Genomic DNA, 19,669 nt, shown 5'->3' with positions numbered 1-19,669 from the left:
AAAAAGGAAACCGACCGGGTTTCTCTGCCGCAGCCACACCCGCGGAAGGTGAGCGACTTTATGAATTTTTCTGTCGTGCTCTAAAAAATGAAGGCCTTACCGTAGAAAAGGGGATTTTTGGCGCGCATATGGATGTCAGGTTACTTAACGACGGACCTGTGTCAATTGTTATGGACTCAAAAGACAACGCCTGAATTAAAAGGTCTTACTCCAAAATTGGGGCAAGGCCTTTCGCAAACAGCTTCCCGGGCGCAGTACCTTGTCCTTTAACGCCAGCGAGCCTCAACATATGCCAAACAAGAGCAAGATTACTTGAAACAACAGGTTTACCGAGTATTTGTTCTGCTTCTTCTAATATCCCGAATGTACGTAGATTGGTGCAGGAAACGAAAACGCCCTCACACTCAGGCTTTTCCCCGAGCCGCACAATAGCATCCAACGTGGATACTTCAGCTATTTTGGAAACAACCTTCTCCTGAGCTTGTTCGAAGGACCCAAAATTTGCAATTTCAAGTCCGTATTCTTCCAACAATGTCCTCATCGCACTTGATACTTCGGGAACATAAGGCGTTAAAAAGCCTAACTTCTTTATCTGCAACGCCCGGCAAGCCATGACAACTGCCGTAATAGGTTCCGTTACAGGTACTCTCGGATGTTGTGTATGTATTTTAGCTGCCACCTGTGCTGGCCCAATAATTGTTGTCCCTGATGTACAAGCATAAGCCATTACATCAAACCTTGTACTCTGGGGGAGCAAACCCGCCGCAGTAGGCATATCCTCTGCCATTTTAATCAAGGTATCTTTGGTTACTGAAGGATGGCTCGCGATACGGGAATGGAATAGGGAAACATCAAAGCCTCCAATAGCATGCCGGAATTCATTCTCAAGTGTTTCATCTGCCTGAAGAACGATCAGACCAAGGCAAGCTTTGGCTTCATTCCCTTGATCAAGCGCAAAATCCAGTTTCATTACGCAATCCTAAACCTATTTTTTAAGTATCTCTGCTTTAAATACCCAGAAAAGGGTCGCCTTCTTCCTTAGATAACAGGCAACTCAGGGGCGGCCCGTTGCGTTAACAACACAGGCGCATCCTCCGTAATCAGAATATTTTCTTCATGGACCATAATTTTTCCATCCGAAACTTCTATACTCGGTTCTAATGTCATGGCCATTCCGGGTTTGAGGATTGTGTGGTCATGCGCATAAATAGATGGCCACTCTGTCAGCTGCATACCAAGTCCATGACCATAGCGCCCGACATCAGAAGAGCCTCCACCCATAGATTGATGCATCACGTTAAACAAATCAGAACAACGTGTTCCTGATCTGGCATGTTTCAGCCCCGCTTCTGTTGCGTGCCACAGCTTCTCATAGCTACGCTTTGCCCTATCATCAGCACGAGTAATGGCAAAATTTCGATCAAAATCACAGAAATACCCCTTTAATGTTGCCCCCGTATCCAACATTAGAACGTCACCGTCTCTCAACTGTGTATCTGTTGGCGGAGAGATAACATCACCATAGCCACCCTGTCCTGCCGCACCGACAAGATAGGGAACATCCTCGGCTCCTTCTTCTAAAAGAGCAATTTTGAATTGTCGAAAAACATCATCCAGAGCCTGTCCCGGAGAGAAAAGCTCCCCTGCTCTGGCGAAAGCAGAACTCCCAATATCACAGATACTCTTGAGAATTTTCAGTTCGGCCTCTGATTTTACCATTCTCAAAGCTTTAAGAAGATCGGTGCAGTCAATAAATTCTGCCCCACAGGATGAACGTAGCTCATCAAAATCACGGACAGGCATACGCAAACTGGTCTCAGGCCCCATCGGCCAGCCAATACGAGAATAATTGTTAAGGGCTTTCGTCAAAAGACTAATGCCATCATCCGTGGGATGGGGTGAAGACCATGTTCGAATATCTTTCACCCATGTCTTTTGCATCAAGTCTGCACCAATGGCCGGAATAACAGCTATTGGCTCGCCCTTTTGAGGAAGCACGAGGAACCAAGGCCGCGTTGGACTTTGCCAGAAAAGTGTTCGGAATCCTGAGAAATATCGAATCTCTGCTTCTGTACAGAAAACCAACGCATCAAGCTTATTTTCAGACATTGCCTTTTGAGCAAGAGACAGGCGTGTCTGGTACTCAACTAAATCAAAATCACTCATGTAGATTTCCTGAAACGAGAGGTCTTTTGAATATGCTCTTAAGCAAAGAAACAATTCAGAAATCACAGTTTAGTAATTGCTCAGATACTAATTTACTCATCTTTGAACAGAATTATGAAGAATATAATACTATTCCACTTACTAAAGCCTGAATTTAATCACCTCTCATATTCCAGAACAAACACAAAGCTCTCAACCGATTCTGACAAAGACAGCCGTTCAAATGCGACATTCAGGCTCTTTGACTTCCCGTTCGTATGGGATTACTGCTTAATTGATATTAATTCCTATTCACAGATCATCTCTTTTAAAGATTTAAGAATACAATGCTGAACAGAAGACATTTTTTAAAAGCTGGTTTAGCCACAGGTTCCGCAGCCATTGGCGGCGGGTCATTTGGATTGCTAGCGTCAAAGGCAAACGCGACACCCGATCTCGTTTTAAAGCCGAGAATAATTGAACAGAATATTCTGAGGCACCATCCAACAAAAAATGTGTTTTCATACAATGCATCGGGCCCTGCCCCCATACTTCGTGCGAAACAGGGGCAACCTTTCCATGTACGTCTGGAAAACAAGCTACCGGAACCAACAACAATTCACTGGCATGGTTTGCGATTACCCAATGCCATGGACGGTGTGCCTTTTGTGACGCAGCCCTACGTTTATGAAAACGAAACGTTTGACTATATCTTCACGCCACCTGATGCTGGGACTTACTGGTATCACCCTCACTGTAACACCTTAGAACAAATGAGCTATGGGCTTACAGGGGTATTGGTCGTTGATGAAAAAGAGACACCCGATTTTGACGCCGATGTAACCCTAAACTTACGTGACTGGCGTCTGGGGTCAGATGGTCAGTTCATTAACCTGTACAAAGCCAGAAAAAGTGCCCGGGCCGGTACCTTCGGGACAGTGAAAACCACCAACTGGGAAGAAAACCCGGTTTACAATGTTCCCAGCGGCGGGATTATCCGCTTACGGACAGTGGTCAGCGATGTAACCCGGATATTCAAATTAAAAACAGAGGGCGCAGACGCAACCGTCATAGCCCTAGATGGTTATCCTGTGCCAAAACATTTCCCGCTAGATCATCAGGCCGTTGGCCCGGGGCAGCGCATTGATGTCGCCATTAGAATGCCCGACGAAGAAGGCAAAGAAGTCAAACTGGTCAATGCTTCTTCATCAAAAGCCTGGACGGTTGCGACTTTGCGGTCACAGGGATCATCCTTGAAACGCGATATACGTGACCTCAAGCCGTTGCCACGCAACCCTGTGCCAATTCCTGATCTTAAAAATGCAGAGCACATTCCTTTCGAGTTTACAGCAACTGCAGAATCAGCACCGAAAAACGGATTTTGTGGCACAATTGGCTTTTCCTTTTGGGCCATCAATCGAAAAGCATGGCTGGGTGTTTCCCCAGATCCAATGGAACCACTTGCAGAGCTAAAACTGGGAAAAAGTTATATCTTTAGCTTTAGGAACAGAACACCCCATACACATCCGATCCATCTGCATGGACTTTCCTTCACCCTGCTCAATTCCAACAAACGACAGATTGATCCCTTTGTCACGGATACAGCCCTCGTCCTACCCGATGAACGTATGGACGTCGCTTTTGTCGCCGACAACCTAGGTGACTGGCTTCTGCACTGCCATATTATCGAGCATCAAAAGACAGGAATGAGTAGTTTTATCCGAATAACTTAAGACTCTCAGGGACATTCGCGCCCTAAATAAAATGACTTAAAGAACAGCGTGAGAAATAAGCCGACAGACCTCTTCAACATCAGCTCTCATTTGCCCTGCTTCCTTTCTAACAAGCCAGTTTCCACTGGGCATCGCAAGTTCTATGGGGGACAAGCGAACCACTTCGCCTCGGGATAAAGCACCTTCACTTAACGGGAGTGATGCCAGCAACACACCAACACCTGCTTTTGCTGCATCCAATGCAGTAATAAAGCTATCAAAACGAATGGCTGTTTTCCGAGGCGGAGAAATCTTTGCTTCAATTGCCCATTCAGACCAACCACTCCTACGACCAGCCAACCTAATGCATGGCAAATTTTGCCACGTACCTTCCTTGGTGCCTTCTAGTAATTGCGGCGCGCATATTGGGGACAAGACCTCGGAAAAAAGGTGCGTTGCAACTTTCCCATCCCAGTTCCCAGCGCCAAACCTTATCTCAATATCAGCATTGATTGCTTCATAGTCTGCTGGACGATGTATAGACGCAATGGAAAGGGTAACATTGGGCCGCGCTTCGCTGATCCAAGGCAATCTAGGCACCAGCCACAAAGATGCTATTGATGCCGGGCAAGCGATTGTAATAACTTTAGCCCCCTTCTTACCGAACAGATCTTCAGTCGATCTAGCCAAAGCATGGAGTGATGATCGAACGGATGGAAGATAGGCATCTCCCTCTGCCGTCAACTCAACGCCCCTTGCCAAACGATGAAACAAAATCACGCCAAGATGAGCTTCGAGCTTTCTGATCTGTTGGCTAACGGCTGCTTGTGTCAAGCCGAGTTCAACACCAGCTTCTGTGAAATTTTCATGACGGGCCGAGGTTTCGAATGTTCGCAACCAATCCAAAGGAGGCAATGATGCCAATAGCTTACTCCACAGCCATAAAAATACTTAGGTCATAGGGTCGTATTATATTGATTGTTTTTATTCCTTATAACTGGACTAATCCAGTCAATTATAAAAATTCTGTCTTGGAGAGATAAAATGAAATTGGATACCACAGTCATTCTGAATGACGGCAAGGTCTTGCAAGCAACCTGGCATGACGGATCGTCTGCCCGTTTTCATGCGCTCTGGCTCAGGGATAATGCCCTAGATGCCGCCACGCGATCAGAAGGGAACGGCCAAAGGCTTATCACCATTCTGGATTTGCCTGCTGACACCTATATTTCAGACGCATCGGTAGATGCCCAAGGTTCCCTTGAGATCACTTTTCACCCCGAGAACAAAACCGTTGTTTTCTCCGGGGACTGGTTAAAGGAACATGCCTACGACCGAACTCATTCCACAAATAAGGGGTGGGTCAGCAACCGCGTTAAAACATGGGATTCCAGTCTCACCAATTCTTTCGGAATTCCAACTGTTGATTATGCCACAGCCCAACAGAAGGGAACTGAATTTGGCAATTGGCTCGAAGCTGTTGAAGCTTATGGATTTGCCATTATGACTGATCTGCCGCTTGAAAGTGGCACCCTTTGCGATGTTGCAGAGCTTTTTGGCTACGTAAGAGAAACAAACTATGGTCGTTTCTTTGAAGTCAGATCAGAAGTGAACCCTGTCAATCTCGCTTACACAGGATTGGGATTACAAGCTCATACCGACAACCCATACCGCGATCCGGTTCCAACACTTCAATTACTCTCTTGTATGGAAAACTCCGCTGATGGAGGAGATTCTATTGTCGTTGACGGCTTCAAAGCTGCTGAAGTCCTGCGCCAGGAATCACCTGAAAGCTTTGAGCTACTCGCCAGTTTTCCTGTACGCTTTGAATACGCGGGAAGTGACGATGTAAAACTGCAATCAAAGCGCCCGACAATTGAGCTCGGCCCGGACGGAGAAATGCTGTCGATCCGCTTCAACAACCGCTCCTCCGCTCCCTTTACTGATATTCCGTTTAAACAGATGGATGCGTTCTACACTGCCTATCGTAAATATGCTGAGATAATTGAACGCCCAGAAATGGAAGTCAGCTTTATGATGAAACCGGGGGATCTTTTCATCGTAGATAACACCCGTGTTATGCATGCAAGAAAAGGCTTTTCAGGCGCAGGGACCCGCTGGCTGCAAGGATGTTACGCAGACAAAGACGGTCTGCTATCAACACGCGCATCTATAAAAGCCAAAATAAAAACGCAGGAGGCAGCCCAATGAGTGACGATAAATTCCAGACACTGACCAATGAAAACATTGTTGATTTCATTGGCGATATTTTCCACCGTCGTGGCGCAGACTCTTATCTGGGTGAAGATGTAACAATGTCCGAACACATGCTTCAAGGTGCGCAGCTCGCAGAAAAAGCAGGGGCGAACGATGCTTTGATAGCCGCCGCGCTGTTGCATGATATCGGACATTACACCAACGAGTTTCCTGACGATGCCCTCGAAAAAGGTATCAACAATCATCACGACGAAGCCGGTGCTGCCGTATTGGAAAAATTCTTTCCAGCCGTGATCACTGAATGTGTTCGCCAACACGTGGCGGCCAAAAGGTACCTCTGTGCAAAAGACGAAGCTTATTTTTCACGCCTGTCAGACGCCTCTATCCACACTCTTAATCTTCAGGGCGGACCAATGAGTGAGGCTGAGATGCAAGAGCTTGAGAAAAATCCACATCTGAAAGAAATCATTCAAGTGCGCTATTGGGATGATGAGGGCAAAAACCCTGCCGTCACAACACCGCCCTATGAACACTACGCACCTATTCTTCAGCGCGTTGTTGATAGCTTTTGTGCTGGTGCAAAGTGACGAAGCCCCAAACAGGTTAAAACGATATGTCCAATAAAGTAATTCTTGTCATCATGGACGGTGTTGGGTACGACACCGCCCTTTCCCAGTGTGGTTATCTGGAGGGAATGGTTGAATTGGGTAGAGCGCATCGCTGGAAAATGCGCACAGCTTTACCAACTATTTCAGCGGCAATGTATGAAACTATTCACACCGGCCTGTCGCCACTTGATCATGGTGTCAGCGGTAACGAAGCTCTACGACGTTCAATCGTTCCAAATGTCTTTGACCACTTACATCAGGCCGGACATAGCACAGCTGCTGTTGCCCATTCCTATTTCCACACACTCTATAACGGACCTTATGATCCTGTTGAGCATGTTGAAGTGGAGGATGAGACAAAGGCAATCCAGTATGGGCGCTTCTATTCAATGGAAGGTTATTCTGCCGCAAACATCTGTGCCCCCGCAGAAATTGATCTCTGTGCACAGGCAACCCGCCTCGTTCGTCGTCATACGCCGGATTATGTCCTGTTACATAGCTCATCGGTTGACAGTCTTGGTCATAAATATACTGCGGACTCTGCGCAATACCGCATTCAAACTTGGCACATTGATAACGCGCTGGCCCGGACAATACCGATCTGGTTAGAAGCAGGATACGATATTTTTGTTACAGCCGATCATGGTATGAATGCTGATGGTCATCACGGCGGTAACGAGGAAATCATGCGCCATGTTCCCTTTTATTATTTTGGTACCGCGAAGGTTCCAGAAAAAGATCAGCTATTGGATCAGCTGGCCATAGCCCCAACAATCCTCTCGCGGATTGGTGCCGATATTCCCGATAACATGAAGCACAAGCCTCTCCTACAGGGATAACGAACTGTATAAAGAAGATGCTTATTCAAGATTAATAGCCCAGATTAATAACCAGAATTAATGAGTACTCAAACCGTAAGGACCACCATCCAGATAACCAAGATAAGCATCTTCTTCGTACCAATACTCCTGATCCAGCTTTTCTCCATCACTGTTCGTATAAACACCAGAATAAAACGGAAGATCATAATACCAGTATTTAACACGTTCCGATTTTGGGTACTTCACAGCCAGTGTTTCAAACCAGTTCTGAAATTGCTTCTTGGGAATATTCTTCCAGCGTAAACAATAACTAACGTTTTTTGCACCCTTGGCACAAAATATCATGATCCGAAGTAACCGGGCTTGCTCAGCAATCGTTTCTTTTTCCTTACCATAGAGATCAAGGGCCTCTGTAAACATTTCAATTGGTGATCTTGGCTGATCAGTCGTTTTATTTTCCGCCCAGACACCTTCCCCAGCTAAGTGCACATAAACAGGTTGGCAGTTTTCAAGATAACGATTGATCAGCTTGCTACGTGCATAGCTACAGCGCGGCGCGATATGATTCTTATATAGAAAATAGGCAACGTCAGACAACGCCTTGGCCCGCTCCCGCCCTCTATACTGTCCCAAAGAAAGTGTTTCCAAGTCTTGTTCAAGATCGGCATAGAGCTGTACTTCGTCCCGTAGCTTGCTTGATTTATCCAGTGCTCCAGCCTTTAAAACAGCTTCCCAATCCAATCTTTTGGAAAGCAGGGCTGCCCCTTGCCAATCTTCTTGAATCATTGCCTCGTCCAAATGTGGACGGATCAGAGCAAACTTCAACAAGGGATTATCTGTACCTGATAGAGCAGAGATAAAATCATTTGTACTTAGGAAATAACGGGATATCTGCTCATAAAGGACAGTGTCCAATATGGTAAGTTCCGAAAACTGCCCATCATCATTAAAGTTATCATTCTGAATGGCATCCTCCAGAATAAAAGCCAGCGGTGTTTTGTCCTTTAGCCGCACTTCAAGCTGTTTACTTCGTAGAGCAAAAAGATCTTCAAGCGAGGTCGCGTTACCTACGGCGATATCGTTGATTTGCATTCCAGCGCTCTCAAACTTTCCTCCTTCCAAGTTAACCACGGCCACAAAGGCTTGAGCATGACTGTAAAGTGGTGTGTTTTTATACGCATTACTCGAAGGTTCTTTTCCTTTGAGCAAATAATCGCAAACCATCTCGCTATAGGTTTCAATTTCATCATACTCACCGGAAGTAACCATCTCTATCTGAGAACACAGCCCTTCCAGTTCTTCTGATTTGGAAGCATCTTGCGACTTTGAAAGAAGTGAAGCTAAAAGCGTGATACCATTACGGTGTTTCAGTGGCCGTATTGCGATTTCATCAATATTGGAGCGCAAGGCATTTATCGCGAGATGATCAAGTTGATCTGTTTGATCATCATCACTTGTCAGTAACTGCTTGCCCGCAATTTCGTCCAGAAGTTTTGTGTAATAACGATCCCGATCTCCGTAATGTAACCAAATGCCAATTTCCATATCTTCGACATGACGTCGGTATTCTGATTGAGGAAAATCGGTCAGGAACGCTTCGGTAAAACTATTGAAGATCGCGGGCAAGAAAACCTTTTCCTGCCCCTCTCGTCCATTATGAAACAGGGCCAGAACTTCCATATAACGTGCAGTTTCAATTAACCATCCGGTCTCACGACCTTCGTTCTTTTCCTCTAGCGCGATCATTGCAAAAAGCTCTGCTGCTTCTGGAAAAAAGCCATCGTGATAAAAAGCGGCGGCTTCGATGTATTGGGACCAGTTTTTATATAAACCCTGTTCTTTTCTTACATGCCCCTGAAATGTCTGAGAGGTTTTCAAGTAGTCATCAAGATTGAAAAGGCAATCTTGTACAAGGGCCAGGCGCATCATAGCCAGATGTCTGATTTCATCTTGACCCAGATCGCTACTTTTCAAGCCCATATAATAGCTATGAAGGTTTGAGAAATTGCCCCCGCTGTAACAATAAGCTTGGGTAAGATAGTCCCCCTTGGCAAAAAATTCTTCGTTCTCTTTACGAACAAAGGCACCCAGCTCTTTAGATGTAAGCTCCTCAATACGATAGGTTTTGTGGAAATCCCGAATACCCTTGGAAATTTCAAGTTCGTCATCAGACCCGTCAATACTCTCAAGTAACTCAGGGCGATAGCCCCGGATCAGTTGTTCCAGAAATACCTTCGCACGCCCCTTTTGTGGGACAAGCATATTGAGCTGGGTTGATGAACAATAACGCGATGCTATAGGCTGCTGACAAGGAGGACCACCACCTGCCTCAAGTTCACGAGGGAGCAAGCTCGCGATCAACATGACACTCAGCAGTAATGAAAATTGCCATGCGAAACGTCCCATATTTCTTTTGCTCCTTATAAAGACTTAGCCATCTGTTATCATCACAGAGGAAACCGTATCTGATGTTATGTACTTTTTTTATGGCATCAAGAAGATGACCTGTTATCGGTGTTTGTTTTTGACGATAAAACATCAAAGAAATTTCCGATACTGCCGTTGCCAACGTTCTTGCACCTTGTCGATTATCTTCAAACCAGGTGGGTAAACCTGTTATCCGAACGGATATATCAGCAGGAATTCTCTTTTTAATATCCAATAACCAAACCCGATATTCATCAAGTTTGGAAGATGGGCTATCATAGTCAATTTCAACCCCGATAATGTTTCGACCTGCACGTTTCCAAATATTCACATCACGATTTATAAAAGCGGACACTTCCCTGCTATTCACATGGTTTTCCATACGATATGTCAGAATTAGCTTTTCAGTGTCCTGAAAGTATTTCGGGCTTTGATGTAGCGTTGATTTTTGATCAGCGTCATGCCCCCAGGAACGAACAAGAACCCGGGCCCCGCCTGCTTCGCAGGATAGCTTCAACGCCTCGCAATCACTTATAAATTTTTGTTGATGCTGATCTCTATCGCTCTGCGACTGACCGGCCCAAACCCAGTGATCGAAAATCAAATTTTGTGCGTGTACAGGCGATAAAGCCAAGAAGACCCAAAGGAGGAATATACCTGACTGTATTCCCCTTGTTTTGCCCCAACCTATCAGCCCCATAAAACTATCAGCCTATCACTTGCTATTCACCACTCCATGCCAGATTAACACAAAAGGCATATGGCCAGACAAGCTTAAGAAACGACTTGGGCAGTCACTTCGCAAAGAAGACACAGAATAAATACAATTATTTTCATGTCATCCGACAACAATTTTGTAGCAAAAGAACGAAGGTCCCTTTAGCTCTAAATTTATTCTCGTCAATTGATTAATTTGACAGGTGATCTTTTAGGGGGCTTTTGGAAGATTCAGTTCAAGATCATCCTTGTCACTGGTGATTTCAGCATGCATCAGAATTTTGGATGTAAAAGCCATCGACGTATCAATGACCCATCGCACCTGCTTTTCGCCGACTTCATTCTGAGCTGCGACAACCTCTGGTAAAATTTGTTTCTGAAGAAATCCAGCAACTCCCGCCAAAGCACGAGATCCCAAACGGAGATCCTGCGCCTTGAGTTTAAAGGCCGATTTTGCTTCAATTTGGGTAGCGATATCATCCAGAATATCCATCATCCTGGTGACCTCTTCATTCACCCGTCCGGTCCGATTGGCAATAAAACGTAAATGACCTACATAAAAAGTATAATCAGACATCCATCTACACTCAACAACAGACCATTGTATCAGGCCTTCCTAAAATTCACCCGACAGAATTGCTTCCACCTTTTCCTGAACTGAAAGAGCATCAGCAAAGCTCGCCATTGAATACTGTCTGCCTTCTTTCCATGCAACAAGATTATCCAATCCACGCATATAACCGTGTTGTCTTGCGTCATCAATTTCAGAAAGTTCTCGTTTCCATTCGCCGCCCGTTGTTGAATAGAGCTGATCCCACATCGTCAATCGATAGGATTTTTTCTCTCCCCAAACAGTAAACTCGACGACATCGGGGCCAACCCCGCCTGCACTGGCGTGAAAGGAAACAGGCACGTTATCGCAGGCCAATTGGGCCTGTACATTTGTCTCGCAAGAAATATCGTCTTCAGGATAGATTGCACAGGTATTCAATAACTCAGCAGTCCCCAAAAGGCGTTCGGTTAAATAAATAAAATGCGATCCTACTTCCCGAACAAAACCGCCTTCTGTTCGTTGCGACAACCAGGTTGCATCCTGTTGCCATTCACGTGGCCAAGGAGCAAAATGCAGGCGAATATCGACAGACGTAATCGCCCCTAACTTACCAGCGTCAATATCAGCCTTGATCAAATCAGCGGCCGGAGAGTTCGCCAGCGGGTAATTAACAGCGTTTAAAACGGCCTTTTGTTCAAAAGCCGCAACCATTTCCTGTGACTGTTCCACGTCGATCCCAAGTGGCTTTTCACAGAAAACCGCTTTTCCAGCCGCCGCAGCAGCCAAAGCATAATCCCGGTGGGATGCAGGTGGACTGGCAATATAAACCACATCAACATCTCTGTGTTTGATAACTTCTTCGACAGTTCTAACAACATCCAGAGAAGGATAGTTTGTCTGAGCATCGGACCGAGCAGCTTCACTGGGATCCCAAGCCGCAGCCAAGTTAAATTCACCATGCACCGACATATTTGTCAGCATGCGGTTTCCCATGATGCCCAACCCAATGAAACCAATACCCAACGCCATTTCTCTATCCCGCCTCTAATCTAAAACCAAGAGCTAATCTGAACCAGAAGTTCATTTTGAAAGATGACAGATAATGCGTCACAAAAATTGGTTTGACCAGTTTAAAATTTGCTGAATCATCCAAGAATCAAAAAAAGCCCCAGCAGTTTTGCTGAGGCTTTCTGAATTGGTAGCGGAGGAGGGACTTGAACCCCCGACACGCGGATTATGATTCCGCTGCTCTAACCAGCTGAGCTACTCCGCCATAAGGCTTTCACAGTGCTGTGACGATTAACTGATTCGTCAACCATCCGCGCTGTAAGAGGGGTGATAATGCCATGACACAAAACTGTCAATAGCGGAGTCATCCGCTTTTTCTTTTTTTTGAAAATTCATCTCCCCTTCCCCACTCTCAATCTGTGTTGAACCTAAAAGATAACGGATGAAAGTCGGTATAATATTGGCTTGTATCAGGCTTCACAGCCCACTAATCTCACCTATCGCCCTTTCTGACATAAAGAATAAAGCCATAGCTGAGCCATACCATGCGAAACATCTTCAAAATGTCGCAAAATACGTGGGAACACCACGCCAACCCTTTATCAGGATGGACACGTATTGCTACAGGGTGGCTGATATTCCCGGCGATCTGGTCTCATGAAGCATGGGGGTGGCCCGTGGCCGGTTTTCTTTTGTTTCTCTTCGCCTTTTGGATGTATCTCAACCCCCGTATATTTCCCAAACCCCGGCACACTGATTTTTGGGCATCGCAAGTCACCTTTGGCGAACGTATATGGCTAAAGGAAGTTCCCTTTGATGGGCTGGACGAACTACTCGACATGCACAGATCGCAAACACGCGCGTTAAGCATCATGGCAGGGGTTGGATTTTTCGGCGGCCTTATCACCGCCTACTTGAATTTATTCTGGCCAACCATGTTTTTTGGCTTTGCCATGACCATTGGAAAGATGTGGTTCTGTGATCGTATGGTCTGGCTTTTTAATGACGCCATAGAAATAAACCCAAAGCTTGCAGAGTGGATTCATTAAGTCTTTTTTCCTGCAAACCAAACGTACAGTAATTCTGTTAACCTGACTTCAGATAATCATCCGCAAAAATTAAACTTTCACAACCAACAAAGCGTGTAATCCTCTCTAGCTCAGATGTAAGCGCGTTGAGCCGTCCTTTACTGACACGCACTTTGGGCTCAAACCATAGACCTTTGACAAACAACTCTGTTCCCTGGCGTTTCATATCAATACGTCCAATGAGGTTTTCACCTTCAAGCAAAGGGAAAACATAGTAGCCGTATTGGCGTTTTGCTTCGGGTACGAAAACCTCGATACGATAATGGAAATCGAAAAGACGTTCGGTACGCTTTCTATCACGGATCAAAGGATCGAAAGGACTAAGTACTCTCACACGTTTCGGAGCTGTCGGCAAATCATCTAGCTGACTTAAGATGCCCTCAAAAGCATAGACTTTACGTGGCTTACTACCATCAGCAGATAATACCTCAACCTCGACAAGTTCCTTACCAAGCTTCTCTTCGCACCAGACTTTGGCTTCGGCTGGTTTTATCCCATCCCAAAAAGCAGCCAGTTCACCCGGCGTCGCAAAACCAAGTTTTTCCATTGCTGAACGGCACGACCAGTCGACAAAGCTTTCATGGTCAATATCTTGGCAAAGAACTTCTGATGGAATAATTCTATCTGTAACGTCATAAACTTTTTGAAATCCATCACGACGATCAACAGATAATGCCCCCGTACGCCACAGGAATTCTAAAGCAGTCTTGGATGGATGCCAGTCCCACCAACCCTGATTTTTCTTGTTCGCATCTCCCTTACCCGGACCACTTTCCGGCTTTTTCATATCTCGGGAGCGCGTCGGCCCGTGCTCGCGAATATGCTCTAGGACTGTTCGAAAGCTTTCTTCGAACCCTTCCCGCCGCCACTTGCGCCATCGGTCCAGCAAGTATGCTTCTGTGCGACCAAAGCGATATTTCCAATAGGGGTAAAAGATCATCGGGATGACCGATGCATCATGTGTCCAGTTTTCAAACAGGGATCGATCTGTTTCCAAAAGCTGATCAAAGTGTTTTTTTTGATAGGTCTGGTTTCGCGAAAAGAGGATCATATGATGCGCACGCTCAACAGTATTGATACTGTCGATCTGCACAAACCCCATACGCTCTATCAGGTTGAGTAACTGAGTTTTCGTTTGTTTCGTGGCAGGGTTATCGCATAAACCCTGCTGTTTCATAAACAACCGTCGGGCTTGAGAATTACTTATCTGAGGGACCATGCGCTGCTATTTCTGTAAAATGTGAAAAGAAACACTTACAAGAACGTAACAGGAACAAAATCGTAATTCCAGAAAGAAATAAACTTGCGGGCTTAAATATTAAGCCGCACCCTGCGCTTTTTCGTCCAGAACCTGCTTTTCGGTAGAAACGATCCAGCCACCGCCCAGAACACGATCACCATCATAGAAAACAGCAGCCTGCCCCGGCGAAATACCATAAAGCGGGTCATGCAACACAACACGTGCGCCGCCCATACCTAGCCCCTGCCCTTCCGGGTAAACGGTGGCAGAGGTTGGCTTTGATGCCGACCGAAGCTTAACAGTGACTTCGCGCCCCCGGTCGTTCAGAGGTTCTGCCAACCAGTTTAGCTCATTCACAAGAACAACATCACGGGAAAGCGCTTCTTTGGGGCCAACGATAACCTGCTTCTTCTCAGCGTCCAGACGAATAACATAAATTGGATCACTGGTACCACCAACACCGATGCCGCGACGTTGCCCGACTGTGTAGTTGATAATTCCGTCATGCTGTCCCAGAACGGTGCCATCAAGGTGAACGATATCCCCCTTGTCCAAAGCACCGGGACGCAGACGTTCTACCACACGGGCATAAGATCCATCCGGCACAAAGCAAATATCCTGACTATCGGGCTTATCGGCAACGGATAGCCCCATACGTTCTGCAATTTTCCGGGTTTCCGTTTTCGGCAAACCGCCGAGAGGGAACCGTAGAAAATCCAGCTGATCTTCGGTCGTCGTGAAAAGGAAATAGGTCTGGTCTTTTGTATCGTCAAAAGCCCGATGAAGTTCTGGACCATTGGGACCTTCGATCCGCTGAACATAATGGCCCGTTGCCATCACATCCGCGCCGAGGTCCTTGGCCATCGCCAGCATGTCTTTAAACTTGACTTTCTGATTACAACGCACACAGGGAATGGGCGTTTCGCCGCGCATATAGCTGTCTGCGAAATCTTCCATCACATCCTGTTTAAAACGTGATTCGTAATCGAGAATATAGTGCGGAAAGCCATAACGATCAGCCACCGTACGGGCATCATAAATATCTTGCCCGGCACAACAAGCACCGCTTTTTTCCAACGCAATTCCATGGTCATAGAGTTGAAGGGTAACGCCGATAACGTCATAACCTTCTTCTTTCAATATACACGCAACAACAGAACTATCGACACCACCAGACATGGCAACGACAACGCGTGTATCTTTAGGTTCTTTATCTATACCAAGAGAATTCATGGGTTCGCTTATCTCGTATAACTTACTTCAGTAAACTTACTTTGGCGCCAGCCGCCAAAGCCTGTTTGTTTAGTGGCTATGTAAGACCATCCCGTAAGGTAATCAAGCCTGAATTAGTCAGTACTTATTACCCGCCACCATCATCGATAAAATTTGAAAAGTTCAACTACAGTACAAATTTCAGGCAACATAACAGATAACAATGAATTTGTTAATGCCCCGCCTCACAGACCACCTGTGTCGGAATTGCATGTGTAATTGAACCACAAATTAAGCCAATCCATGCGTTAACTACGACGTGACTTCACACAAACGCCTCAAGACAATAGGATCGCGAATAAGGTCTATCAACAGGGAAAAATGGCCCTTACCACTTCTGAGGAATCTATTCTCCGGGGGAACCCGCCAGCGATTAGCAAGATCCAGCCCTCCTTTATAAGGGGTCAGCTTATCTGCCTGCCCAAGCATAAAGATTACTTTTTCCGGCGGAACAACCGAGTGACCTGTTGGCTGTACAAATGGCAAGCATTTCACATAGTCAGATTCACGCCAACCAAGTTCATGTAGTTTTTTGGGTATGCCCAGCGCCTGTGTCAAACATCCCTTGAGAAATACATCCAGAACATTTCCACTGGTGCCAATTAAGAGTAACGCGTCAGGTTTCAAATCATTATGCCAATTCCAGGCAACACTTGAATAAAGCTGTGCTGTCAACGCCCCCAGACTTACGCCGCCCAGAACAACTGGCCCGCCGCGTTGCTGGCGCACCCAGTTCATTAACACAGAAATATCTGAGATCCATTGCCTGTAGAGCTTGATCAGCCCCATAGGGCCTTCACTGAAAATCTGTTCTCCGGCATAAAATCCGGGTGTTTTGCGGAACCCATGACCGGGTTGTTGAATACGTAAAACGCGAAACCCTGCCTCTGTCAGCGCACAAACAGGATCTTCCCGATCTTGAAAGCAATCCTGCTCGACACCCAGACCTTGCAAAAAAATAATCGTCGGTGCCGACGGATTTAACCCCGTTAGAGGTTCATAGCACCGCACCCAGTTTTCAGCACCAAATTCTGAATCATAACGCAACCAGTATTCACGACCATAAACACCATGAATAGAATGTGAAGAGCGAACAGCAGGTAATTTTTGGGGCGGACGATAAAAATGTTCTAAATCATCGAGATAATCTCCAAAGGCCCCAAAAAACTCTTTTGGGGTTGGTAGTTGCCATCGTACAGGCGCAACTTCTTTGCGAATTTCCTTAAAAAACAGGGATGCCTCTAACAACCTTTGTTGTGTTTCCTGTCGCCGCCGTTCTGCAAAAACACGCCCTGCGATACTCAGGCCATCGCCAAACATAACAATTTTCCACCGCTCAAAGGCAGAGTTTGCGACGTGATGACGAATACATACTTCGGTAAGGGCCCTGTCACAGTCATCTGGTAATCCATGTTTTAGCCCCAGATCATCGACCAGCCTGCTGGCATCCCCATCGCTTGTGATCGCGGTTTGTAAAACACGGGTAAGAGGGAAAAGGTACTTAACAATCAAGCGAAGCGCCAAAGCGTCGAACCAAGGACGAGCAAGGTATCGACCGATAGTCCCTCTGATCATCGGGTAAGTCTGGGGTGGGGGCAAACACTGAGCAGAACTATGAAAACGTTCTCTGTTTATTTGCACTTAGTACATTCCTCTCGAGCTTGTGGCTTTGGTAAGCACACATCCCCCTCAGAAGCATAATAACACAGTTTTACCTTCTATTAAGAACTTAAACCCTACTCACTCAGTATTGATCAATGAGATGGATATAAGATCCCATAACAGATCCGCTTACACAGCCAACCTGCCCCTTTTTTTGACCCGCCGCATCCCTGACATCAAACAAGGGGGTATCACCTTCATCCCCAACAACAGTAGAATAGTGAAACTCATGGGCCTTAAAGGTTGAACCTTTATCACCAAGAGCTGTGTTTTTGAGGGTTGTAACATCTCGATATCCCAGCGACCGTCGCCGTACAGCAAAAGACGTCTCGACAGGCAAAAGCCCCGCAAGTTCGTGATGATCCCCACGGTTATCAATAAGTCCCATGCCGAGAAGCATGTAACCGCCACATTCCCCATAAATCGTTTTGCTATTATTTGCAGCCTGACGAAGACTTTTTAAGAAAATCTGGTTTGCGCCCAGCTGGCCCACATGTAGTTCGGGGTACCCACCGGGTAGATAAATCGCATCAGCTTCAGTACATGGTTTTTCATCAGCCAAGGGGGAGAAAAAGCTCAGCTCAGCACCTGCTTTTTTCCAACCTTCCAGAAGAGCCGGATAGATAAAAGAAAAAGCAACATCCTGTGCGATTGCGATTCTTTGCCCTATAGGGGGTACAAAACTGTGTAGATCATTATGTGAAAGTATTGATGGGCGAGCCTGCTTTAGTAGCTCTTCACAACGTACATCCCAGCCAACCTGCTCTGCCGCTTTGTCGAGATAGCCATCAAGCTTGCTATGCTCAATTGCCTGCACCAAGCCAAGATGCCTGTTTGGCAAAACCAAATCATCCTGCCGCTTCAAATATCCGAGGACCGGAATTCCAAGCGGCTCACAAGCTTCTTTCAGCAACTCTGCATGTCGCGGCGAACCGACTCTGTTAAAAATGACCCCGCCAACAGTGACCTCGGGATCAAGAGAAGCAAACCCATGCAAGATGGCCGCTGCCGAGGCAGACATACCCTTCACATCAATCACAAGGATAACAGGCCATCCGGTTTTCTTTGCCAATTCAGCGGTTGATCCCGCCCCACCGGCCGCTCCGTCAAAAAGCCCCATAACCCCTTCGGCCAAGATCACATCAACATCATGCCCGCTATGCGCAATGATAGAAGCCAGACTCGCTTGCCGCATGGCCCAAGGATCAAGGTTGAAACAGGGGTGTCCCGCTGCTGCTGTGTGATAAGCCGGATCGATATAATCCGGCCCAACCTTTGCCGGGCCAACACGCAGATTATTGTTTTTAAAATAACGCAACAATGCCAAGGTCAGCGTGGTCTTGCCACTTCCTGAAGAAGGAGCCGCAATAATCAGTCCCTTAGGGGCCTCTGAATTTATAGAAGCGTTTTGCTGTTTTGAACTTTCGGCACTGTCCTTGGCGATCAAGCGTTCGCAACCTTATCAATATTTGCAGATAGATTGAGCGGATCAGACGTCAAGACTCTACCGTTCATTGCCCCCATCCAGTCAAGGCCTGAACGCAAGCGCACAACTTCACCAATCACGACAAGTGCTGGCGGTTCAATACCGCTTTTGGCGACGTCTTCGACACAGCGTCCCAAGCTGGTTTCCAAGACTTCTTGCGACGGGGTCGACGCTCGGCTGACAATGCCGACGGGTTCATCAGCAGGCCGACCATGGGCCATTAGCTTTTGAGCGATATCACCCAGATGTTTGATGGCCATATAGATCACAATAACAGGTGATCCCTGTGCAAGACCTTCCCAATTAATGTTATCCGGTACGATACCGCTCGCATTATGTCCCGTCAGAAACGTCACCGCAGAATTACAATCGCGGTGGGTAACAGGAATGCCGGCATACGCCAGACCACCAATACCGCTAGAGATACCCGGAACAACACGGAATGGAACATTTGCCTCTACCAACGCCAGAGCTTCCTCGCCCCCTCTACCGAACACAAAGGGGTCGCCGCCTTTCAGACGCAGGACTCTCTTACCTTCCTTTGCCAACTGGATAAGACGTTGCGAAATGTCAGCCTGCTTTGATGATGGTTTACCGCCCCGTTTACCAGCATATTCAAGCTCACAGCCTTCACGGGCCATCTTCAGGATATCTTCGCCGACCAGCGCATCATATATCAGAACATCGGCAGATCGCAGGGCATGCAACCCATA

Annotated in this window: 18 protein-coding genes and 1 tRNA gene; 6 read left to right on the top strand and 13 right to left on the bottom strand. The window is 46.5% G+C overall.

The features are described from left to right. The coding region (locus Q0241_RS10575) for a D-aminoacyl-tRNA deacylase (protein WP_299377133.1) at window positions 1–194 on the top strand (194 nt) is incomplete at its 5' end. Window positions 195–205: 11 nt separating this feature from the next. On the opposite strand, the gene Q0241_RS10570 is transcribed toward Q0241_RS10575, so the two are convergent. Together Q0241_RS10570 and Q0241_RS10565 are read right to left on the bottom strand one after the other, a co-directional pair. Beyond that, complete coding sequence (locus Q0241_RS10570) at window positions 206–970, bottom strand: aspartate/glutamate racemase family protein (RefSeq protein ID WP_299377131.1); 765 nt, start codon at window positions 968–970, stop codon at window positions 206–208. A gap of 68 nt (window positions 971–1,038) precedes the next feature. Continuing rightward, the gene (locus tag Q0241_RS10565; protein ID WP_299377129.1) at window positions 1,039–2,166 is read right to left on the bottom strand and encodes a Xaa-Pro peptidase family protein; all 1,128 of its coding nucleotides are present in this window, start codon (window positions 2,164–2,166) and stop codon (window positions 1,039–1,041) included. Between the two features lie 326 nt (window positions 2,167–2,492). On the opposite strand from Q0241_RS10565, the gene Q0241_RS10560 reads away from it, so the two are divergent. After that, window positions 2,493–3,878, top strand: coding sequence for a multicopper oxidase family protein (locus Q0241_RS10560; RefSeq protein WP_299377127.1), 1,386 nt, complete (start codon window positions 2,493–2,495; stop codon window positions 3,876–3,878). Window positions 3,879–3,914: 36 nt separating this feature from the next. On the opposite strand, the gene Q0241_RS10555 is transcribed toward Q0241_RS10560, so the two are convergent. Further along, on the bottom strand, window positions 3,915–4,781 hold the full coding sequence (locus Q0241_RS10555) for a LysR family transcriptional regulator (protein ID WP_299377125.1): 867 nt from the start codon (window positions 4,779–4,781) through the stop codon (window positions 3,915–3,917). Window positions 4,782–4,901: 120 nt separating this feature from the next. Here Q0241_RS10555 and Q0241_RS10550 point away from each other — a divergent pair, with 120 nt between their 5' ends. From Q0241_RS10550 to Q0241_RS10540, 3 genes are read left to right on the top strand one after another with little or no spacing between them, the layout of a single operon-like run. After that, window positions 4,902–6,068 carry a gamma-butyrobetaine dioxygenase gene (locus Q0241_RS10550; protein WP_299377123.1) on the top strand — a complete coding sequence of 389 codons (1,167 nt, stop codon included), beginning with the start codon at window positions 4,902–4,904 and terminating at the stop codon, window positions 6,066–6,068. After that, complete coding sequence (locus Q0241_RS10545) at window positions 6,065–6,661, top strand: HD domain-containing protein (protein ID WP_299377121.1); 597 nt, start codon at window positions 6,065–6,067, stop codon at window positions 6,659–6,661. The genes Q0241_RS10550 and Q0241_RS10545 overlap by 4 nt, the downstream gene beginning before the upstream one ends. Window positions 6,662–6,687: 26 nt before the next feature. After that, window positions 6,688–7,521: an alkaline phosphatase family protein gene (locus Q0241_RS10540; protein WP_299377119.1), complete on the top strand. Its 834-nt coding sequence runs from the start codon at window positions 6,688–6,690 to the stop codon at window positions 7,519–7,521. Between the two features lie 57 nt (window positions 7,522–7,578). On the opposite strand, the gene Q0241_RS10535 is transcribed toward Q0241_RS10540, so the two are convergent. From Q0241_RS10535 to Q0241_RS10515, 5 genes are all read right to left on the bottom strand, one after another. After that, the gene (locus Q0241_RS10535) at window positions 7,579–9,909 is read right to left on the bottom strand and encodes a hypothetical protein (RefSeq protein WP_299377117.1); all 2,331 of its coding nucleotides are present in this window, start codon (window positions 9,907–9,909) and stop codon (window positions 7,579–7,581) included. Further along, a complete protein-coding gene (locus Q0241_RS10530; protein WP_299377115.1) occupies window positions 9,839–10,630 on the bottom strand; it encodes a DUF3142 domain-containing protein in 792 nt (263 codons plus the stop codon). The genes Q0241_RS10535 and Q0241_RS10530 overlap by 71 nt, the downstream gene beginning before the upstream one ends. A 228-nt stretch (window positions 10,631–10,858) precedes the next feature. After that, window positions 10,859–11,224: a hypothetical protein gene (locus tag Q0241_RS10525; protein ID WP_299377113.1), complete on the bottom strand. Its 366-nt coding sequence runs from the start codon at window positions 11,222–11,224 to the stop codon at window positions 10,859–10,861. A gap of 39 nt (window positions 11,225–11,263) precedes the next feature. Beyond that, complete coding sequence (locus Q0241_RS10520; protein ID WP_299377111.1) at window positions 11,264–12,229, bottom strand: Gfo/Idh/MocA family oxidoreductase; 966 nt, start codon at window positions 12,227–12,229, stop codon at window positions 11,264–11,266. A 167-nt stretch (window positions 12,230–12,396) separates the two neighbouring features. Beyond that, window positions 12,397–12,473, bottom strand: a tRNA-Met gene (locus Q0241_RS10515). Window positions 12,474–12,753: 280 nt separating this feature from the next. Between Q0241_RS10515 and Q0241_RS10510 the strand changes: the two genes are divergently transcribed. After that, complete coding sequence (locus Q0241_RS10510; protein WP_366941169.1) at window positions 12,754–13,257, top strand: DUF6653 family protein; 504 nt, start codon at window positions 12,754–12,756, stop codon at window positions 13,255–13,257. 37 nt (window positions 13,258–13,294) lie between these two features. Here the strand turns inward: Q0241_RS10510 and Q0241_RS10505 are convergent, their stop codons facing one another. The 5 genes from Q0241_RS10505 to cobA all read right to left on the bottom strand — a co-directional run. Beyond that, complete coding sequence (locus tag Q0241_RS10505) at window positions 13,295–14,473, bottom strand: crosslink repair DNA glycosylase YcaQ family protein (protein ID WP_299377107.1); 1,179 nt, start codon at window positions 14,471–14,473, stop codon at window positions 13,295–13,297. Window positions 14,474–14,614: 141 nt separating this feature from the next. Then, window positions 14,615–15,769: a tRNA 2-thiouridine(34) synthase MnmA gene (gene mnmA / locus Q0241_RS10500; protein WP_299377105.1), complete on the bottom strand. Its 1,155-nt coding sequence runs from the start codon at window positions 15,767–15,769 to the stop codon at window positions 14,615–14,617. 291 nt (window positions 15,770–16,060) lie between these two features. Further along, entirely contained in the window at window positions 16,061–17,449 is a 1,389-nt protein-coding gene (locus Q0241_RS10495) for an alpha/beta fold hydrolase (RefSeq protein ID WP_299377103.1), read from the bottom strand. 103 nt (window positions 17,450–17,552) lie between these two features. Further along, window positions 17,553–18,917, bottom strand: a complete 1,365-nt coding sequence (locus Q0241_RS10490; RefSeq protein ID WP_366941168.1) for a cobyrinate a,c-diamide synthase — start codon at window positions 18,915–18,917, stop codon at window positions 17,553–17,555. Beyond that, a partial coding sequence (gene cobA, locus Q0241_RS10485; protein ID WP_299377101.1) for a uroporphyrinogen-III C-methyltransferase occupies window positions 18,914–19,669 on the bottom strand: 756 nt, incomplete at its 5' end. The genes Q0241_RS10490 and cobA, both read right to left, overlap by 4 nt.

This window comes from uncultured Kiloniella sp. (genome assembly GCF_937128705.1).
Lineage (GTDB): Bacteria > Pseudomonadota > Alphaproteobacteria > Kiloniellales > Kiloniellaceae > Kiloniella.
Note: the sequence above shows the minus strand (reverse complement) of the source record. Positions and strands in the feature narration are given on the sequence as shown.

Coding starts and splice junctions, on each gene's coding strand:
- Q0241_RS10570 (WP_299377131.1), bottom strand. CDS start 970: ATGAAACTGGATTTTGCGCTTGATCAAGGGAATGAAGCCAAAGCTTGC.
- Q0241_RS10565 (WP_299377129.1), bottom strand. CDS start 2,166: ATGAGTGATTTTGATTTAGTTGAGTACCAGACACGCCTGTCTCTTGCT.
- Q0241_RS10560 (WP_299377127.1), top strand. CDS start 2,493: ATGCTGAACAGAAGACATTTTTTAAAAGCTGGTTTAGCCACAGGTTCC.
- Q0241_RS10550 (WP_299377123.1), top strand. CDS start 4,902: ATGAAATTGGATACCACAGTCATTCTGAATGACGGCAAGGTCTTGCAA.
- Q0241_RS10545 (WP_299377121.1), top strand. CDS start 6,065: ATGAGTGACGATAAATTCCAGACACTGACCAATGAAAACATTGTTGAT.
- Q0241_RS10540 (WP_299377119.1), top strand. CDS start 6,688: ATGTCCAATAAAGTAATTCTTGTCATCATGGACGGTGTTGGGTACGAC.
- Q0241_RS10535 (WP_299377117.1), bottom strand. CDS start 9,909: ATGGGACGTTTCGCATGGCAATTTTCATTACTGCTGAGTGTCATGTTG.
- Q0241_RS10530 (WP_299377115.1), bottom strand. CDS start 10,630: ATGGGGCTGATAGGTTGGGGCAAAACAAGGGGAATACAGTCAGGTATA.
- Q0241_RS10525 (WP_299377113.1), bottom strand. CDS start 11,224: ATGTCTGATTATACTTTTTATGTAGGTCATTTACGTTTTATTGCCAAT.
- Q0241_RS10520 (WP_299377111.1), bottom strand. CDS start 12,229: ATGGCGTTGGGTATTGGTTTCATTGGGTTGGGCATCATGGGAAACCGC.
- Q0241_RS10510 (WP_366941169.1), top strand. CDS start 12,754: ATGCGAAACATCTTCAAAATGTCGCAAAATACGTGGGAACACCACGCC.
- Q0241_RS10505 (WP_299377107.1), bottom strand. CDS start 14,473: ATGAAACAGCAGGGTTTATGCGATAACCCTGCCACGAAACAAACGAAA.
- mnmA (WP_299377105.1), bottom strand. CDS start 15,769: ATGAATTCTCTTGGTATAGATAAAGAACCTAAAGATACACGCGTTGTC.